Origin of the sequence: Afifella sp. IM 167, assembly GCF_020144925.1 — a bacterium.
In the GTDB taxonomy this organism is placed as follows: Bacteria; Pseudomonadota; Alphaproteobacteria; order Rhizobiales; family Afifellaceae; genus Afifella.
The window spans coordinates 26,390-43,914 of sequence record NZ_NSLC01000011.1 but is presented as its reverse complement, the minus strand read 5'-3'; the positions used below and the strand labels follow the sequence as shown (position 1 = coordinate 43,914).

General features: G+C 67.5%; 17 protein-coding genes. 10 read left to right on the top strand and 7 right to left on the bottom strand.

Going from position 1 to position 17,525, the window contains the following annotated elements; all coding sequences use genetic code 11:
* Positions 1-25: 25 nt before the first annotated feature.
* The 6 genes from CLD20_RS17795 to puuE all read right to left on the bottom strand — a co-directional run bounded on the left by CLD20_RS17795 (position 26) and on the right by puuE (position 4,365).
* Positions 26-409 (bottom strand): BA14K family protein, encoded by a 384-nt coding sequence (locus CLD20_RS17795; protein ID WP_224408017.1) that lies wholly within the window; start codon positions 407-409, stop codon positions 26-28.
* 107 nt (positions 410-516) lie between these two features.
* Positions 517-807, bottom strand: coding sequence for a 4a-hydroxytetrahydrobiopterin dehydratase (locus CLD20_RS17790; protein ID WP_224408016.1), 291 nt, complete (start codon positions 805-807; stop codon positions 517-519).
* 50 nt (positions 808-857) lie between these two features.
* On the bottom strand, positions 858-1,268 hold the full coding sequence (locus CLD20_RS17785; RefSeq protein ID WP_224408015.1) for a dihydroneopterin aldolase: 411 nt from the start codon (positions 1,266-1,268) through the stop codon (positions 858-860).
* Between the two features lie 138 nt (positions 1,269-1,406).
* Entirely contained in the window at positions 1,407-1,919 is a 513-nt protein-coding gene (locus tag CLD20_RS17780; protein ID WP_224408014.1) for an ureidoglycolate lyase, read from the bottom strand.
* Positions 1,916-2,935, bottom strand: coding sequence for an allantoicase (gene alc, locus CLD20_RS17775; RefSeq protein ID WP_224408013.1), 1,020 nt, complete (start codon positions 2,933-2,935; stop codon positions 1,916-1,918). Before alc ends, CLD20_RS17780 begins: the two co-directional genes overlap by 4 nt.
* The gene (gene puuE, locus CLD20_RS17770) at positions 2,932-4,365 is read right to left on the bottom strand and encodes an allantoinase PuuE (RefSeq protein WP_224408012.1); all 1,434 of its coding nucleotides are present in this window, start codon (positions 4,363-4,365) and stop codon (positions 2,932-2,934) included. Before puuE ends, alc begins: the two co-directional genes overlap by 4 nt.
* A gap of 186 nt (positions 4,366-4,551) precedes the next feature.
* On the opposite strand from puuE, the gene uraH reads away from it, so the two are divergent.
* From uraH to guaD, 10 genes are all read left to right on the top strand, one after another.
* Entirely contained in the window at positions 4,552-4,893 is a 342-nt protein-coding gene (gene uraH / locus CLD20_RS17765) for a hydroxyisourate hydrolase (RefSeq protein ID WP_224408011.1), read from the top strand.
* A complete protein-coding gene (gene xdhA / locus CLD20_RS17760) occupies positions 4,893-6,362 on the top strand; it encodes a xanthine dehydrogenase small subunit (RefSeq protein WP_224408010.1) in 1,470 nt (489 codons plus the stop codon). Before uraH ends, xdhA begins: the two co-directional genes overlap by 1 nt.
* A complete protein-coding gene (xdhB, locus tag CLD20_RS17755) occupies positions 6,362-8,764 on the top strand; it encodes a xanthine dehydrogenase molybdopterin binding subunit (RefSeq protein WP_224408009.1) in 2,403 nt (800 codons plus the stop codon). The genes xdhA and xdhB overlap by 1 nt, the downstream gene beginning before the upstream one ends.
* A complete protein-coding gene (xdhC, locus tag CLD20_RS17750) occupies positions 8,761-9,651 on the top strand; it encodes a xanthine dehydrogenase accessory protein XdhC (protein WP_224408008.1) in 891 nt (296 codons plus the stop codon). Before xdhB ends, xdhC begins: the two co-directional genes overlap by 4 nt.
* Positions 9,614-11,182, top strand: a complete 1,569-nt coding sequence (locus tag CLD20_RS17745; protein ID WP_224408007.1) for an ABC transporter ATP-binding protein — start codon at positions 9,614-9,616, stop codon at positions 11,180-11,182. Before xdhC ends, CLD20_RS17745 begins: the two co-directional genes overlap by 38 nt.
* Complete coding sequence (locus CLD20_RS17740) at positions 11,172-12,317, top strand: ABC transporter permease (protein WP_224408006.1); 1,146 nt, start codon at positions 11,172-11,174, stop codon at positions 12,315-12,317. Before CLD20_RS17745 ends, CLD20_RS17740 begins: the two co-directional genes overlap by 11 nt.
* Complete coding sequence (locus tag CLD20_RS17735) at positions 12,314-13,240, top strand: ABC transporter permease (RefSeq protein WP_224408005.1); 927 nt, start codon at positions 12,314-12,316, stop codon at positions 13,238-13,240. The genes CLD20_RS17740 and CLD20_RS17735 overlap by 4 nt, the downstream gene beginning before the upstream one ends.
* A gap of 53 nt (positions 13,241-13,293) precedes the next feature.
* Positions 13,294-14,370 carry a BMP family ABC transporter substrate-binding protein gene (locus CLD20_RS17730; RefSeq protein ID WP_224408004.1) on the top strand — a complete coding sequence of 359 codons (1,077 nt, stop codon included), beginning with the start codon at positions 13,294-13,296 and terminating at the stop codon, positions 14,368-14,370.
* 81 nt (positions 14,371-14,451) lie between these two features.
* On the top strand, positions 14,452-15,690 hold the full coding sequence (locus tag CLD20_RS17725; RefSeq protein WP_224408003.1) for a urate hydroxylase PuuD: 1,239 nt from the start codon (positions 14,452-14,454) through the stop codon (positions 15,688-15,690).
* On the top strand, positions 15,690-17,009 hold the full coding sequence (gene guaD / locus CLD20_RS17720; RefSeq protein ID WP_224408002.1) for a guanine deaminase: 1,320 nt from the start codon (positions 15,690-15,692) through the stop codon (positions 17,007-17,009). The genes CLD20_RS17725 and guaD overlap by 1 nt, the downstream gene beginning before the upstream one ends.
* On the opposite strand, the gene CLD20_RS17715 is transcribed toward guaD, so the two are convergent.
* Complete coding sequence (locus CLD20_RS17715) at positions 16,994-17,470, bottom strand: DUF4112 domain-containing protein (protein WP_224408001.1); 477 nt, start codon at positions 17,468-17,470, stop codon at positions 16,994-16,996. The genes guaD and CLD20_RS17715 overlap by 16 nt on opposite strands.
* Positions 17,471-17,525: the final 55 nt, after the last annotated feature.

Genomic DNA, 17,525 nt, shown 5'->3' with positions numbered 1-17,525 from the left:
GGAATCCATAAGCCCGCGGAGAGGCCTATCGGCAGAGCCGGCGCGGTCCGTTGTAGGGCTGGTAGGTGCCGCTGCGCGGATCGAAGCTTCGGTATTTCGACGAGCAATAGGCGTACCAGTCGGGCGTCCACGGCCGCGGCGCGCCGTAGTAGCGGCGCACGGGCGGCGGGCCAAAGCGCCGGGGAGGCGGGCCGCGCCAGCGCCGGGGAGGAGGACCGCGCCAGCGGCGGGGCGGAGGTCCCCATCGCGGCGGGCCCGGCGGTCCCCATTGGGCAAGGACGAGCGGATGGCCGCCGGCAATCTGAATGGCCGTGCCGGCGGGAGCGATGGGGGAGGCGGCGCTTGCGGCGGCGCATCCGAGGCCGAGGGACAGAAGCCCCGCGCTTAGGAGGAGCGTGAGCTTTCTCATCGTCCGTATCTCCTTTGTCATTCGTTCTTCAAAATACGTCCGGCCCGAGGGTGGCTTCTCATTTTGGCCTTTTGCCGACGGTTGGCCGCATGCCGGCGGCATCTCCGTCAGAGAACGGTCTCGATCTGCTTTGCCAGCTGAAAATCCCGATCCGTCAGCGCGTCGACATCGTGGCTTCTCAGCGCGATATCGAGCGAGCCCCATTTGACCGTGAGGTCGGGATGATGGTCGGCCTTCTCGGCAAGGTAGCCGATGGCGTTTGCGGCCAGAAGGCTCTCGGCGAAGTTTCCGGTCTTCACGCTGCGGGTGAGCATGCCCTCTTCCACCCGCCAGTCCGGCAGGCTCGCCTTCGCCTCGCTTGCGGCTTCCTCGTTCGTATAGCGGCACTCTTCGGCCATGCGGCATCTCCTCGTTGCTTGCCTGTCGTGAAGCGCCGGCTTTGCCGGTATCAGCCGCGGTGGCGGGTGATCATGGTGCCGGCGCGGGCGCGCTTCAGTTCCAGCTTCTCGATCCTCAGCGTCACGCTCATCGCCAGCCGGTCTTCCAGCACCCGTTCGGCGATCCGCTCCGCCAGCGTCTCCACCAGATCGAAATGCCCTTCGGCGACGATGGTTTCGATCGCATCCGTCAGCGTGTCGTAGGAAAGGACGGCCGAGAGCGGCACCACCTCTCCGGGCTGGAGCGGCGGGCGCGCGGGCGTTGCCACGGCCATGTCGAAGCGCACCTGCTGCGGTCCGTTCTTCTCGTGGCGGTAGGTGCCGATCCGCACGGGCAGGACGTATTCGGTGAGAAAGACGATGTCGGCATCCGGCTCGGCCCGGCTCCGGGCCGCCAGGAGCACCTCTTCGATTGCGTTCATGCCCGCTCCACGCTGCGCTTGCTGCCGCCCGTCCCTTGCCGAACGGCGCCGGTCGCCCCCCGTTCCACTCTCATAGGCGCCCCGACGGCCTGCCGGAAAGGCCGGAGCGGCACCGCCCGGCCCGAACGCGCCGTCTCCTCAGCCGACGGCGTGGACGAGGAAGGGGGCGGGATAGAAGAATTCTTCCAGATTGACTTCCGCCGCTTCGCCCTCCGGCCCCGCCCGGTCGACGACGAGGAAATCGGCGCGCCCGCCAAGGGCGATCAGGGGATGGTGCCAGACGCCGCGGGCAAATTGTACGCCTTCCTCGCCCTCCGCCAGGAAGGCAACCGGCCTTCCCGGCTGGCCGCGCTCGTCCGGCGCCACGACGACGAGCCAGGGTCGGCCCGAGAGCGGCATGAAGGCCTGGCTCGCCAGCGGATGGCGCTCCATCATCGAAATCGGGATGGGCAGCTCGTATGGATCCCCGGAGAAGAGGCTGATGATGGCCCGCCCGCCTGCCTCACCGGTATCGGCGGTGGCCAGCGCATGAAAGCGTTTTGCCTTGCCCCGGTTGATGAAGACCGGATCGACGCCCTTGGCCGCGATCACCTCGCCGAAGGGCCTGAAAGCGTCTCTCGTCAGCGGCAGAACCGCGATACCCTCGTTCATCTCGCCTTTTTCCCGATGATGCGGAGCCGGCTGACGCCTCCGTCCGGAAAGATGTCGAAACGGATATGGGTGACCGGGCCGAGATCGTGAAGGTGCTCGAAGGAATGCACGGCGTCCGGGCCGAGCTTGACCTCCTCCATCAGCAGCGGCCAGAGCGGGCTGTCCTCGCCGAGGCGACCGAGGCCGGGCTCGTCGGCGAGCCGGATGGCGCGAACTGAGGCACGGTCCGGGTAGTTGCCCTTGAAATGGGCGGTGTCGAGCTCGATCCGCTCCACGGTGCCGGCGGTGCCGAGGCGGATCACCGCCCAGTCGTTGCCGGGTCCGCGCCGCCGCGCCGTCTCCCAGCCGTCGCCCATATTCGCCCCGCGGCCCGGGGCGAGCATGTTGGAGGGATGGCCGTAATGCGCGTCCGACCAGGCGAGCGCCCGCCCGCCATGGGCGAGCGCGGCAAGGTCGACGCTTTCCTGCGGCGACACGGCGGCCCAGTCCATCGCGACCTCGCCATAGACGCGCAGCCGCGCCACGCCGCCATCGGGATAGATGGAGAGCCTCAGCCAGCGGAAGGGCCGCGGATCGTGGATCTCCACGACATGGTGGCTGTCGCCGGCAAGGCGCATTTTCGGCACCAGCATCTGCCAGTCCCGCTCCTGGGGAGCGTCCTCGCTCGCGGCGGCCTCGATCATGGCCTCGGGCGGGTAGTTGCCGGTGAAGAAGCTCGTATCGATGTCGAGGGCGCGGATGACGCCGCGCGTGCCGAGCCGGATTACCGCAAAGTCGTGCCCGGGCGAGCGCCGGCGGCGCGTCTCCCAGCCGTCCATCCATTTACCGTGATCGTCGTATTCGTCCGGCAGGAAGACCGGCGGCTTCGGCTCGATGAGCCGCTCGCGCGCGGCGAAGAATTCGTCGCTCACGTCCATGACGCGGCTGCCGAGGCGCGGATGGGCAAGGTCGATGAAACGGGCCGCGAAGGCCTCCGCTTCCGCGCTCGGCTTTGCAGGGATGAAGAGGCCGCTCAAATCTGTCTCTCCGGCAGAAGGTCTTTAAGGCGCAGGAGGGCGATCTTCTCCACCTCCCGGCAGGCCGTCGAAAACTCGCTCGCGGCATCGTTGCCCGCGCGGTGCTCGAAGGCGGCGAGAATCTCGCTCTTGTTGCGCCCCTTCACGGCCATGATGAAGGGAAAGCCGAATTTTTCGGTATAGGCGGCGTTCAGCCTGGTGAAGCGGGCAAGCTCCGCCTCGGTGAGACTGTCGAGCCCGGCGGAAGCCTGCTCGGCGTTGGAGGAGGCCGTCAGCCCCTTGGCGAGCGCCAGCCTGCCGGCAAGGTCCGGATGCGCCTTGAGGACGGAGAGTTGCCTGGCCTCGCCGCTCGAACGAAAGACCGCCACCATCGCGCCCCACAGGCCCCGCGCCGTGTCGGTCGCAGGCCCCAGTTCGCCAGCAAAGGCGCCCTCGGCGATCCAGGGCGAATGCTCGAAGACGCCGCCGAATTTTTCCACGAAGGCGCCGCGCGCCATGCCGCTCGGCCGCTCGAACAGGGCCGGCGCATGGTGCTCATGCCAGTGGCGGGCGATGTCGATGCGCCGGGCGAGCCAGGCGCCATCAAATCCCTGCACGTAGTCGAGAAAGCGGGCGAGCGCGGCCGCGCGTCCAGGACGGCCGGCCAGCCGGCAATGCAGGCCGACATTCATCATCTTCGGCGCGCCCGCCCCGCCCTCGGCGTAGAGAATGTCGAAGCTGTCCTTCAGGTAGGCAAAGAACTGCTCGCCGGAATTGAAGCCCTGCGGTGTGGCGAAGCGCATGTCGTTGGCGTCGAGCGTGTAGGGCACGACGAGATGGGGCTTATGAGCGCCCTCCACCCAGTAGGGAAGGTCGTCGGCATAGGCGTCGGAGGAATAGAGGAAGCCGCCCTCTTCCAGGACGACGCGCAGCGAATGTTCCGACGAGCGCCCCGTGTACCAGCCGAGCGGGCGTGCCCCCGTGACGGCCTCGTGGATCGCCAGCGCCTGGCGCATATGCGCGCGTTCGTCGGAGAGCGTGTAGTCCCTGTAGTCGATCCATTTGAGACCGTGCGAGGCGATCTCCCAATCGGCCTCCAGCATCGCCGCCACCGCTTCCGGGTTGCGTGCGAGCGCGGTCGCGACGCCGAAGACCGTCACCGGGATGGCGCGCGAGGTGAACATGCGGTGGAGCCGCCAGAAGCCGGCGCGCGCGCCGTACTCGTAGATCGATTCCATGTTCATGTGGCGCTGGCCGGGCCAGGGCGCGGCGCCGACGATTTCCGACAGGAAGGCCTCCGAGGCGGCGTCGCCGTGAAGGACCGTGTTCTCGCCGCCCTCCTCGTAGTTGACGACGAACTGGACGGCGATCTTCGCCCCGCCGGGCCAGGCGGCGTCCGGCGGGCTGGCACCGTAGCCGAGGAGATCGCGAGGATAGCGGGGAGCGGGCATGGCTCGGGCTTTGCACCGCAGCGCGATTTCCGTCAATCCGGGCTTTGGTGAAAGCCCAGCCTTTCCCGCGGGATGGCACGGGCGTTGCATGCCTCCGGAAGGTCGCTGGGGGGTTGTGCAGCCATTGGGCTTGGCGCAACCTTGGGCACGGCGAGGGACGAGAGAGCGAAAACCGGCAGGATGGGGATGGGCCGTTTGACGACGCATGTTCTGGACACCGCCTCCGGCAGGCCGGCTTCCGGGATGCGCATCGAGCTTTTCACCGCCGACGGGCGTGCGATCACCAGCGTCTTCACCAATGCCGACGGGCGCTGCGAGGGGCCGGTGCTTGCGGGCGAGGCCTTCCACACCGGCACCTACGAGCTCCGCTTCCATGTCGGCGATTACTTTATCGCGCAGGGCGTGGAGCTTGCCGACCCGCCCTTCCTCGGCGTCGTTCCGATCCGTTTCGGCATGGCCGAGGACGGGCACTATCATGTGCCGCTGCTTGTTTCGCCCTACGGCTATTCGACCTACCGGGGCAGCTGATGGGCAGCCGGATCTGCTTCCTGCTGGGGGACGAGGAGCGCCGCATCGAGGGCCGCTCGCCGAGCGAGACGATCCTGCATTACCTGCGTACGGCCGAGCGCCTGACCGGCACCAAGGAAGGCTGCGCGGAAGGCGATTGCGGCGCCTGCACGGTGGTCCTCGGCGAGCCCGACGGCGAGGGGGGCATGGCCTATCGCGCCGTCAATTCCTGCATCCAGTTCCTGCCGAGCCTGCATGGACGCCAGCTCCTCACGGTGGAGCATCTCAAGGGCGCCGACGGCGCCCTGCATCCGGTGCAGCAGGCGCTGGTGGAAAAGCACGGCTCGCAATGCGGCTTCTGCACGCCCGGCTTCGTCATGCAGCTCTATGCCGGCTGGCTGACCGGCGAGGCGAAGACCCGCCAGGAGGTGAAGGACTGGATCGCCGGCAACCTCTGCCGCTGCACCGGCTACGGGCCGATCGTCGAGGCGGGGGTCGAGGCGCTCGCCAGCGGCGGGAACGGCCGCGCAGGCGAGGAGAGCACGGCCGCGCGCCTTGCCGCCATGGACAACCAGGCGATGTTGCGCATCTCCGGCCGCGATGCGGAGGGCCGCGCCCAGCGCTGGTTCACCCCGCGCTCGCTCGACGAGCTGGCGGTCACCTATTGGGGCTATCCCGATGCGATCCTCGTCGCCGGTGCGACCGATGTCGGCCTGTGGGTGACGAAGCAGCAGCGGCACCTGAAGGTGCTGATCGACGTCACCCGCATTCCCGAGCTTGGCGAGATGGAGGAGACGGAGAGCCACCTTTCCATCGGCGCCACCGTCAGCCACAGCAAGGCTGCCGAAAGGCTCGCCGCCATCCATGAGGATCTCGGCGAGCTGATGCGCCGTTTCGCCTCCGTCCAGATCCGCAATTGCGGCACGGTCGGTGGCAATATCGCCAACGGCTCGCCGATTGGCGACCTGCCGCCGGCCTTCATCGCCCTCGGCGCCGATCTGGTGCTGCGCTGGCGCGAGGAGGTGCGCACCATCGCGCTGGAAGACTTCTTCATCGGCTACGGCCACCAGGACCGCGCCCCCGGCGAGTTCGTGGAAAGGGTCGTGGTTGAAAAGCTCGGGCCCCATTCGCGCTTCGGCGCCTACAAGATCTCCAAACGCTTCGATCAGGACATTTCCGCCGTCATGGCCGCCTTCCGCATCGAGATGGAGGGCGGGCAGATCGCCGCCGCGCGCCTTGCCTTCGGCGGCATGGCCGCGACGCCGAGGCGGGCGAAGGCCGCCGAGGCCGCGCTCGCCGGCAAGCCCTTCTGCGAGGAGAGCTTCCGCGCCGCCGCCGAAGCACTCGGCGAGGATTTCGCGCCCCTCACCGACATGCGCGCCTCCGCCCGCTACCGGCTGAAGGCGGCGCAGAACCTCCTTCTGCGCTTCTTCCTGGAGAACGAGGCGGACGGAAAGGGCGCAGCGTTGAGCGTCCTGGAGGTCGCCTGATGGACGAGAACCTCATCCAGGATCGCGGCGTTGCCGGCACGGCGAGGCTGAAGCACGGAGAGCCGGCTGCCACGAAGGAAAAGGTTGAGACTCCGATCGCCGGCGGGGTCTCCGCCCCGCTCGCCCATGACAGCGCCGCCGGGCATGTGAGCGGCGAGGCGCGCTATATTGACGACCTGCCCGAACTGCCGGGCACGCTTCACCTCTACGTGGCGATGAGCGCCCGCCCGCATGCGAGAATCCTCTCCCTCGACCTTGAGAAGGTGCGTGCCGCGCCGGGCGTTGCCTGCGTGCTCGCGGCGGCCGACATTCCCGGCGAGAACGATGCGAGCCCGGTCTATGGCGACGATCCGGTCTTCGCCGAGCACGTCGTGGAATATCGCGGCCAGTCGCTTTTCGCCGTCGCCGCCGAAACGCCGGCTCTCGCGCGCGCCGCGGCCGATCTTGCCGAGATCGCCTATGAGGAGCTGCCGCCGATCCTCTCCATCGAGGCGGCGCTGGAGGCGGGTGCGGACCTCCTGCCGCCGCACGAGATGCGGCTCGGTGACGCCGCGGCCGCCATCGACGCCGCCCCCCAGCGGGCATCCGGCCGCATCGCCATAGGTGGCCAGGACCATTTCTATCTGGAAGGCCAGATCGCCTACGCCCAGCCCGGCGAGAATGGCGACATCACCGTCTTCTCCTCCACCCAGCATCCGAGCGAGGTGCAGCACAACGTCGCCAAGGTGCTCGGCCTGCCCGATCATGCCGTCACGGTGGAGGTGCGCCGCATGGGCGGCGGCTTCGGCGGCAAGGAAAGCCAGCCGGCGCTGCTCGCGGCGATCGCCGCGCTGGCGGTGAGGAAGACGGGAAGGCCGGCCAAGCTGCGCCTCGATCGCGACGACGACATGGTGATGACGGGCAAGCGCCACGACTTCGTCATCGACTGGCAGGTGGGCTTCGACGAGGAGGGCCGCATCGCCGGCGCCGCTTTCGATCAGGCCGCCCGCTGCGGCTATTCGGCCGACCTTTCCGGCGCCATCGCCGACCGGGCGATGTTCCATGCCGACAACGCCTATGCCCTGAACAATGCCCGCGTCACCTCGCGGCGTCTGAAGACGCACACCGTCTCCAACACGGCCTTCCGCGGCTTCGGCGGCCCGCAGGGCATGGTGGCGACGGAACGGATGATCGACCGCATCGCCTTCGATCTCGGGCGCGATCCGCTCGATGTGCGCAAGGCGAACTTCTATCCGGCCGAAGGCGGAGCGCTGACGCCCTACCATATGGAGGTGACGGACAGCGTCATCGCCGAGATGGTGGAGGAGCTGGAGGCAAGCTCGGAGTATCGCGCCCGCCGGGCAGCGATCCGCCAGTTCAATGCAAAGAGCCCGATCCTCAAGAAGGGCATCGCCCTGACGCCGGTGAAGTTCGGCATCTCCTTCACGACGACGCATCTCAACCAGGCCGGCGCCCTCGTCCATGTCTACAAGGACGGCTCCGTCATGCTGAACCACGGCGGCACGGAGATGGGGCAGGGGCTCTTCATGAAGGTGGCCCAGGTCGTCGCCGAGGAATTCCAGATCGACGTCGAGAAGGTGAAGATCACCCCCACGAACACGGCGAAGGTGCCCAACACCTCCGCCACGGCCGCCTCCTCCGGCTCCGACATGAACGGCATGGCCGCGCAGGCCGCCGCCCGCACCATCAGGGAGCGGCTCGTCGCCTTCGCCGCGAACGCCTGGCACGTGCCGGCCGAACAGGTGGTCTTCGGCCCGAACCGGGTCAGGATCGGCAACGAGGAGATGAGCTTTGCCGACCTCGTCGGCGAGGCCTATCTCGCTCGCGTCTCGCTCTCCTCCACGGGGTTCTATGCCACGCCCGGCGTCCATTACGACCGGGAGACGGCGCGCGGCTGCCCCTTCTTCTATTTTGCCTATGGCGCCGCCTGCTCGGAGGTGGCGATCGATACGCTAACCGGCGAGAACCGCGCCACGCGCATCGACATCCTCCACGAGGTCGGCCGCTCGCTGAACCCGGCCGTCGATATGGGCCAGATCGAGGGCGGCTTCATCCAGGGCATGGGCTGGCTCACCACCGAGGAACTCGTCTGGGACGAGAAGGGCGAGCTGAAGACGCACGCCCCCTCCACCTACAAGATCCCGACGGCGAACGACCGCCCGGACGACATGCGCATCGCCATCTGGAAGAAGGGCGAGAACCGCGCCGCGACCATCCACCGCTCGAAGGCGGTGGGCGAGCCGCCGCTGATGCTGGCGATCTCCGTCTTCTCCGCCCTTGCCGACGCCGTCTCGGCCGCATCGGATTACAGGGCGTTCCCCGATCTCGACGCCCCGGCGACGCCGGAGCGCATTCTTTTTGCCGTGGAAGACGTCCGCCGCCGCGCGGGGGCCACTTCTTGAAGTCGCTCGCCGCCTTCCTGCGCGACAGGCTCGCGGCGGGCGAGCCGGCGATTTTCGTGCGCGTCGACGAGGCGAAGGGATCGACGCCCCGCGAGGCGGGCGCGGCGATGCTCGTCTCCGAGACGGGTTTTGCCGGCACGATCGGCGGCGGCACGCTGGAATACGAGGCGCTCGCCGCCGCGCGCCGGCTCATTGCCGAGGAGCGCCAGCGTGCGGAGCACAAGGTGCCGCTCGGCCCCGATCTCGGCCAGTGCTGCGGCGGCAGGGTGGGCCTTTCCTTCCGTATCGCCGATGCGGCCCTCCTTGCCGAGATCGAAAGCGCCGAGGAGGCGGCGAGGGCGCTCGAGCCGGCGATCTATGTCTTCGGCGCCGGCCATGTCGGAAGGGCGCTCGCCCTCGCGCTCGCGCCGCTGCCTTTCCGCACCAGCGTCGTCGATGCGCGCGAGGAGCTGCTGACGGATCTGCCGGCGGGCGTGGAGACGGTCTGGACGGCTCTCGGCGAGGCGGTCGTGGCCGAAGCGCCGCCGGGCTCGGCGGTGATCGTCGCGACCCATAGCCACGCCATCGATTTCGCCATCACCCAGGCGGCGCTGAAGCGCGACGACCTCGCCTATACGGGCATGATCGGCTCCAAAACGAAGCGTGCGCAATTCGAGCGCTGGGCTTGCCGGGAAGGGCTCCAGCGCGCCACATTCGACCGTCTCGTCCTGCCGATCGGCGGAACGGCGCTGCGTGACAAGCGCCCGCCCGTGATTGCGGCCCTGGTCGCGGCGGAAGTCACCACAAGCCTCATCAAATGGCGGTCGGAACCACCCGCGGCGGGCGACAGGCAGGGAAGAAGAGCGAGCGATGGCAAAACAAGGGCAACCGCCGCGGCTGGCGCTTGAGGGTATCACCAAGCGCTTTCCGGGCGTTCTCGCCAATGACGATGTGAGCTTTTCGGTCGCGCCCGGCGAGATCCATGCGCTTCTCGGAGAGAACGGGGCGGGCAAGTCCACCCTCGTCAAGATCATCTACGGCGTGCAGCACGCCGATGAAGGGCGCATCTTCTGGGACGGCGAGGAGGTGGAGGTCGCCAATCCGAAGGTGGCGCGGCGCCTCGGCATCGGCATGGTCTTCCAGCATTTCTCGCTCTTCGAGGCGATGACGGTGCTTGAGAACATCGCGCTCGGCATCGACGAGAAATATTCCTGGCGCGAATTGCAGCAGCGGGTCACGGAGATTCTCAAGACCTACCACCTGCCGCTCGACCCCAGACGCGAGGTGCACACCCTTTCCGTCGGCGAGCGTCAGCGCATCGAGATCGTGCGCGCCCTTCTGCAGAAGCCGAAGCTCCTCATCATGGATGAGCCGACCTCGGTGCTGACGCCGCAGGAGGTGGAACGCCTCTTCGAGACTTTGCGCCAGCTCGCCTCCGAAGGCTGCTCCATCCTCTACATTTCTCACAAGCTGCACGAGATAAAGGCGCTCTGCGAGACCGCCACGATCCTGCGCGGCGGGCGCGTCGTCGCCACTTGCGATCCGCGCGAGGAATCGGCGCGCTCCATGGCCGAGATGATGATCGGCGGCTCGCTGCGCGATGTCAGCCGCAAGCGCACGGCCGATTTCGGACCGGACCGGCTGAAGGTCATCCGCCTTTCGGCCCCGCGCGAAGGCCCCTTCGGCGTGCCCTTGAAGGAGATCAGCCTCAATGTGCGCGCCGGCGAGATCGTCGGCATCGCCGGGGTCGCCGGCAATGGCCAGAACGAGCTTCTGGCCGCGCTCGCCGGCGAGATGGACGGCGCCGAGCACGGCGCGATCTTCCTCAATGGCAAGGCCTGCATCGCCGCCAATGTCGGCGAGAGGCGGCGCGACGGCATGTGCTCGGTGCCCGAAGAGCGCAACGGACACGGCTCCGTTCCCGGCATCTCGCTTTCCGACAATACGGTGCTGACGGCCCGCTACCGCATGGGCCTCACCGGCCAGGGCTTCATCCGCTATTCGGCCGCCGAGGACTACGCCAGGAACGTCATCGACACCTTCGGCGTGAAGGCGACGGGGCCGAAGGCGACGGCCGGCAGCCTTTCCGGCGGCAACCTGCAGAAATTCATCATGGGCCGCGAGATCCTGCAGAAGCCGGACATCCTCGTCGTCTCCCAGCCGACCTGGGGCGTCGATGCGGGCGCGGCCGCGGCGATCCACCAGGCGCTTGTCGATCTCGCCGCCGCCGGCTCGGCGATCCTCGTCATCAGCCAGGACCTCGACGAGCTTCTGGCGCTGTGCGACCGGCTCGCCGTCATCAACGGCGGCCGCCTGTCGGAGATGATGGAAGTGGAAGGCATATCGATCGAGCGCGTCGGCCTCCTGATGGGCGGCATGCACGGCGAGGACGACGCTTCCGCCGCCCTCGACCAGGAGGAGCACTCCCATGCGGCTTAAGCTGGAGGCGCGCCGCGAGCCGAGCCGCTTGATGCTCTACGTGACGCCCGCTCTGGCGGTGCTCCTCACCGTCGTCGCCGGCATCGTGATCTTCACCCTCATGGGCTATGACGGCCTCGGCGCGATCTACCAGATCTTCCTCACCCCGCTGGTCGATCCCTATCGCTGGCAGGACCTCTTCGTGAAGGCCGCGCCGCTCATCATCATCGCGCTCGGCCTCGCCATCGGCTTCCGGGCGAATGTCTGGAACATCGGTGCCGAGGGCCAGTACATCGTGGGTGCGCTCGCCGGCACCGGTGTCGCGCTCGCCACCTGGGGCATGGAGGGCTACTGGATCCTGCCCGCGATCGTGCTTGCCGGCATTCTGGGCGGCCTCGCCTGGGCGGCGATCCCGGCCTTCCTGAAGACCCGCTTCAACGTCAACGAGATCCTGACGAGCCTGATGCTCACCTATGTGGCGATCCAGCTCCTCTTTTACCTGATGCGGGGGCCGTGGCGCGATCCGGAGGGCTTCGGCTTTCCCCAGACGCGCCTCTTCACCGAATGGCAGACCCTGCCGATCGTCGTGCCCGGCACACTCATCCATCTCGGCGTGCCGATGGCCGTGCTCATCGCGGTCGTGGTCTGGGTGATCCTGTCGCGCACCATCACCGGCTTCCAGGTGCGCATCGTCGGTCTTGCACCGCAGGCGGCCCGTCATGCCGGCTTTTCGGCCAGAAGCACGATCTGGCTGGCGCTCCTGACCTCCGGTGGGCTGGCCGGCCTTGCCGGCATCTTCGAGGCCGTCGGGCCCTTTCAGCAGATGACGCCGCAATTCCCGCAGAACTACGGTTTCACGGCGATCATCGTCGCCTTCCTCGGCCGTCTGCACCCGCTCGGCATCGTGCTCGCGGGCATGGTTCTTGCTATCTCCTATGTGGGCGGAGAGAACGCCCAGACGGCGATCGGGCTCCCCTATGCGGCGACGGGCATGTTCCAGGCGATGATGCTGTTCTTCCTTCTCGCCGTCGACGTGCTGGTGCGATACCGCCTGCGCCTTGTCGTCCCCGCCGGCGCCCGCGCCACGCATGAAAGGCCCGCTTCCGGGCAGCCCGCCGGCGCCAAGGCGCCGGAGCCGGAGAGCGCCTCGGCATGACCACCGCGATCCTCATTTCCATCCTGATGACGGTGGTGGGCGCCGCCACCCCGATCCTCCTCGCCGCCCTCGGTGAACTCGTCGTGGAGAAATCGGGCGTCCTCAATCTCGGCCTCGAAGGCATGATGCTGATCGGCGCCGTCACCGCCTTCGCCGTCACCTATTCGACCGGCAGCGCCCCGCTCGGCCTCGTGGCCGCGATGGTCGCCTCCGCCGCCGCCTCGATGATCTTCGCCTTCCTGACGCTGACGCTGACGGCGAACCAGGTGGCGACGGGCCTTGCGCTGACGATCTTCGGCATCGGCCTTTCTTCGCTGATCGGCCAGGGCTTCGTCGGGCTCACCGTGCCGGCTCTCGCCCATGTCTTTCCCGCCGCGCTGGCGGAAGACCCGATCTGGCGTGTCCTCTTCGGCTATTCGCCGCTCGTCTACATCTCGCTTGTCATGACGGCGCTCGTCGCCTGGTTCCTGACGCGCTCGCGTGCCGGCCTTATCCTGCGGGCGATCGGCGAGAGCGACGAGGCCGCCCATTCCATCGGCTATCCGGTGATCGGCGTGCGCTATCTCGCCGTCGCCTTCGGCGGCGCCATGGCAGGACTCGGCGGCTCCTATTATTCGCTGGTGCTGACGCCGATGTGGGCGGACAGGCTGACGGCCGGGCGCGGCTGGATCGCGCTCGCCCTCGTCGTCTTCGCCTCCTGGCGCCCGCTCCGCCTTCTCGGCGGCGCCTATCTCTTCGGCGCGGTGATGACCCTGGAGCTGCACGCCAAGGCGGCCGGCGTTTCCGTGGTGGCGCCCGAATTCCTCGCCATGCTGCCCTATCTCGCCACCATCGTCGTCCTGACGGCGATCTCCATCGCCCCGGCGGGCGGGCGGCTGGCGGCGCCGGCCTGTCTCGGCAAGCCTTTCCGCGCGACCGGCTAGGCCGGCGCGCCCCAAGACCCTCAAGTCACGAAAACAGGGAGCTTTTGCAAAAAATGTTCAGGATCAACAGACGCCAGTTGCTCGCCGGCTCCGCCGCGACGCTCGCCCTGCCGGGCCTCATCGGCCGCGCCTCGGCGCAGGACGTATTGAATGTCGGCTTCGTCTATGTCGGCCCGGTCGGCGATTACGGCTGGACGCACGCCCACGACACGGCACGCAAGGAGGCCGTCGAGAAGTTCGGCGACAAGATCAAGACGAACTATGTGGAGAACGTTGCCGAGGGTCCGGATTCGGAGCGCGTCATCCGCCAGCTCGCCCAGCAGGGCAACAAGCTGATCTTCACCACCTCCTTCGGCTTCATGAACCCGACCATCAAGGTTGCCAAGCAGTTCCCGGACGTGCATTTCGAGCACGCCACCGGCTACAAGACCGCCGACAATGTCGGCATCTACAACGCCCGCTTCTACGAGGGGCGCGCCGTCATCGGCACCATCGCCGGCATGATGTCGAAGACCGGCAAGGCTGGTTACGTGGCCTCCGTGCCGATCCCGGAAGTGGTGATGGGCATCAACGCCTTCACCCTCGCCGCCCAGAAGATCAATCCGGACTTCAAGGTGCAGGTCGTGTGGGTGAACTCCTGGTACGACCCGGCCAAGGAAGCCGATGCCGCCAAGGCCCTCATCGACCAGGGCTGCGATATCATCACCCAGCACACCGATTCCCCGGCCCCGCTGCAGGCTGCCGAGCAGCGCGGCGTCTACGCCTTCGGCCAGGCCTCCGACATGATGTCCTTCGCCCCGAAGGCGCATCTGACGGCCATCACCGACAATTGGGGTCCCTACTACGTCCAGCAGATCCAGAAGCAGATCGACGGAACCTGGGAGCCGGAGGACATCTGGTGGGGCATCAAGGAAGGCCTCGTCGGCATCTCGCCCTACAACGAGATCATGCCCGCCGATGTGCGCGAGGCGGCCGACAAGGTGAAGAACGACATCGCCGCCGGCACGCTGCATCCCTTCACCGGCCCGATCAAGGACCAGTCCGGCGAGGTCAAGATCAAGGACGGCGAGACCATCCCCGACGCCGATCTCCTCGGCATGGACTGGTACGTGGAAGGCGTGCAGAGCTAGTCTGGCCGCGAAAAGACGGGGAGCCGGCCGCGGCCGGCTCCCTTCTCATGTCGGGGCCGCGCGCCCGCCGCTGGAGGATCGATGGGCCCGGTTTTGTGGGAATGGCTGAGTTTCGCGGTGCGCTGGGTGCATGTCATCACCGGCATCGCCTGGATCGGCTCTTCCTTCTATTTCATCGCCCTCGATCTCGGCCTGAAGAAGCGCTCCGGCATGCCCGAGGGCGTCAGCGGCGAGGCCTGGCAGGTGCATGGCGGCGGCTTCTACCACCTGCAGAAATATACGATCGCGCCGCATTTCATGCCGCAGGAGCTCACCTGGTTCAAATGGGAGAGCTATTCCACCTTCCTCTCCGGCTTCCTGCTCCTCGTCATCGTCTACTATTTCGGCGCCGAGCTCTTCCTGCTCGATCCGTCGAGGGTCGATCTGCCGGTCTGGGGCGCCGTCGCAATCAGCCTTGGCGGCCTTGCCTCCGGCTGGATCGTCTATGATCTCCTCTGCCGCTCGCCGCTCGGCCGGAACGACGCCGTGCTGTTGGCGGCCCTCTTCGTCTTCCTCTGTCTCGTCTTTTTCGCCTTCACCCAGGTCTTTTCCGGCCGCGGCGCCTTCATCCATTGCGGCGCGCTGATCGCCGCGATCATGACGGCCAACGTCTTCTTCCTGATCATCCCGAACCAGAAGATCGTCGTCGCCGACCTCAAGGCCGGGCGCGATCCCGACCCCTCCCTCGGCCTGGCGGCCAAGCAGCGTTCGTTGCACAACAATTACCTGACGCTGCCCGTCCTCTTCTTCATGGTCTCCAACCATTACCCCCTTGCCTTCGCAACGGAATGGAACTGGTTGATCGCCATCCTCATCCTGCCGGCGGGGGCGCTCATCCGGCATTTCTTCAACGTCATGCACGCGACCGGCCGGATGCTCTGGTGGCCCTGGGCGGCCGTGGCGCTCCTCTTTCTCGCCATCGTCTTCCTGTCGCGCTATCCGGGCACCGATGCCGCCGAGGCGGCCGCTGCCACGCCGGACACCGCCGCGCCGAACGCGACCGAAAAGGCCCTCATGGCCTCGGCCGATTTCGACGAGGCCGAGGCGATCGTCATGGGCCATTGCTCCATGTGCCATGCCGCCGAGCCGCTCTATGAGGGCGTCTTGCGCGCCCCGAAGAACGTGCGGCTCGATACCACCCGGGACGTGGTGCGCAACTGGCACCTGATCGAGCTTCAGGCGGTGCGCTCGCATGCCATGCCGCCGCCCGCCGTCGCCGTCATCACGCCGCAGGAACGGCAGAAGCTGGCCGCCTGGATCGCCGGCAGCGGGATCCGGTGATGATCGGGTCTGCCCGTTTCGATGCGATCCGCGGACGCCTCCTCTGGTTCGAGGCCGATCCGGTTCTGGCAGGGGAGGGCGAGGCTGTCCGCTATGTCGAGGACGGGCTTCTCGTCCTGAGGGATGGGCGGATCGAAAGCGTCGGTGAGGCTGGCGCGCTCCTCAAGGCCCTGCCGGCCGGCGCGCGGATCGCCGATTATCGCCCGTATCTCGTCATGCCGGGCTTCATCGACCCGCATCTGCACATGCCGCAGACGCAGGTGATCGCCTCCTACGGCGCCCATCTCCTCGAATGGCTGGAGAAATACACCTTCGTGGAGGAGCAGCGCTACGCCGATGCGGGCGTCGCGGCGGCCGCCTCGCGCTTCCTTCTCGACGAGCTCCTGCGCTCCGGCACGACCAGCGCGGCGGTCTACTGCTCGGTGCATCCGGCCTCCGCCGAGGCGCTTTTTTCGCAAGGCGAGGCGCGGGGCATGCGCCTCGTCGCCGGCAAGGTGATGATGGACCGCGCCGCGCCGGCAGCGCTCCTCGATACGCCGCAGAAGGGCTACGACGAGACGAAGGCGCTGATTGCGCGCTGGCACGAAAGGGGCCGGCTTTCCTATGCGATCACGCCGCGCTTTGCCGTCACCTCGTCCGAGGCGCAGCTCGAAGCTGCCGGCGCGCTCGCCGCCGAATATCCGGGCATGCACATCCAGACGCATCTGTCGGAAAACCAGGAAGAGATCGAAACGGTCGCGCGCGACTTTCCCTGGAGCGAGGATTACACGGCGGTCTACGAGCGCTACGGCCTGGTACGGAAGAAGGCGCTCTTCGGCCATTGCATCCATCTTTCGCCGCGCGAGCGGCAGGCGCTCGGCGAGGCGGGGGCGGCGGCGATTGCCTGCCCGACTTCCAACCTTTTCCTGGGCTCCGGGCTCTTCGATCTCGTCGCCATGCGGCGGAGCGAACCCCCGGTCCGGGTCGGCCTTGCCACCGATATCGGCGGCGGCACTTCCTATTCCATGCTTCAGACGGCGGCCGCCTTCTACAAGGTGCTGGCGCTGAAGGATGAGCGCCTCACGCCCTTCGAGGCCTTCCACATGCTGACGCTCGGCAACGCCGAGGCGCTCGGCCTTGAAGGCCGCATCGGCACCTTTCGGCCGCGCGTGGAGGCGGACCTCGTCGTCCTCGACAATCGGGCGACGCCCGCCATGGCGCAGCGTATGGAGAGGGTGGAAACGCTCTTCGAGGAGCTTTTCGTCCTGATGATGATGGGCGACGACCGGTCGGTCGCGGCGACCTGCCTGATGGGCGCGGAGGCCTACCGGCGGCCCTGACGGCCCCTCTTGCCGGAACCCTTGGGGGGCGTGATGTCGATCATGCCGGCCCCGTGCTTTTCCCGGAGATGCTCGGTCAAAAGCCGCACATTGCGGGTATTGGCCTTGAAGAAGACGTCGCCGATATCGCCGACCACGGGGACGAGGCCGAGGGCGAAGTCGAAGCCGGCATTCTTCACCATCTTCGCCTTGATGTGGTTGTCCGCGCCGAGCTGGTGCGCCCGGTAGATGAGATAGGCGGAGATCAGCCCGCCGGCCGCATCGCCGATGCCGGGGACGAGGCCGATGACGGAATCGAGGCCGAACCGGAAGCCGGGCACGCCGAAGCGGGCGTCCATGAGGCGCGCAATGGTCTGAAGCTCTTTCAGCCCCCGCGAGATCTCGGCCGGGTCTGCTGCGGCGCTGCTGCGTGAGGCGCCGGCATGGCCGGCCGTGAACTCTGGGCTCGCTGTTCTGCTCATGGTGAATGAACGCTTGTGGCGCAGCGGGCGTTCCGCGCTTCCTTTTGGCGGAACC

Excerpts from the sequence above, each read along its gene's own strand:
- CLD20_RS17795 (WP_224408017.1), bottom strand. The coding sequence starts at position 409 with ATGAGAAAGCTCACGCTCCTCCTAAGCGCGGGGCTTCTGTCCCTCGGC.
- CLD20_RS17790 (WP_224408016.1), bottom strand. The coding sequence starts at position 807 with ATGGCCGAAGAGTGCCGCTATACGAACGAGGAAGCCGCAAGCGAGGCG.
- CLD20_RS17785 (WP_224408015.1), bottom strand. The coding sequence starts at position 1,268 with ATGAACGCAATCGAAGAGGTGCTCCTGGCGGCCCGGAGCCGGGCCGAG.
- CLD20_RS17780 (WP_224408014.1), bottom strand. The coding sequence starts at position 1,919 with ATGAACGAGGGTATCGCGGTTCTGCCGCTGACGAGAGACGCTTTCAGG.
- puuE (WP_224408012.1), bottom strand. The coding sequence starts at position 4,365 with ATGCCCGCTCCCCGCTATCCTCGCGATCTCCTCGGCTACGGTGCCAGC.
- uraH (WP_224408011.1), top strand. The coding sequence starts at position 4,552 with ATGGGCCGTTTGACGACGCATGTTCTGGACACCGCCTCCGGCAGGCCG.
- xdhA (WP_224408010.1), top strand. The coding sequence starts at position 4,893 with ATGGGCAGCCGGATCTGCTTCCTGCTGGGGGACGAGGAGCGCCGCATC.
- xdhB (WP_224408009.1), top strand. The coding sequence starts at position 6,362 with ATGGACGAGAACCTCATCCAGGATCGCGGCGTTGCCGGCACGGCGAGG.
- CLD20_RS17745 (WP_224408007.1), top strand. The coding sequence starts at position 9,614 with ATGGCAAAACAAGGGCAACCGCCGCGGCTGGCGCTTGAGGGTATCACC.
- CLD20_RS17740 (WP_224408006.1), top strand. The coding sequence starts at position 11,172 with ATGCGGCTTAAGCTGGAGGCGCGCCGCGAGCCGAGCCGCTTGATGCTC.
- CLD20_RS17735 (WP_224408005.1), top strand. The coding sequence starts at position 12,314 with ATGACCACCGCGATCCTCATTTCCATCCTGATGACGGTGGTGGGCGCC.
- CLD20_RS17730 (WP_224408004.1), top strand. The coding sequence starts at position 13,294 with ATGTTCAGGATCAACAGACGCCAGTTGCTCGCCGGCTCCGCCGCGACG.
- CLD20_RS17725 (WP_224408003.1), top strand. The coding sequence starts at position 14,452 with ATGGGCCCGGTTTTGTGGGAATGGCTGAGTTTCGCGGTGCGCTGGGTG.
- guaD (WP_224408002.1), top strand. The coding sequence starts at position 15,690 with ATGATCGGGTCTGCCCGTTTCGATGCGATCCGCGGACGCCTCCTCTGG.
- CLD20_RS17715 (WP_224408001.1), bottom strand. The coding sequence starts at position 17,470 with ATGAGCAGAACAGCGAGCCCAGAGTTCACGGCCGGCCATGCCGGCGCC.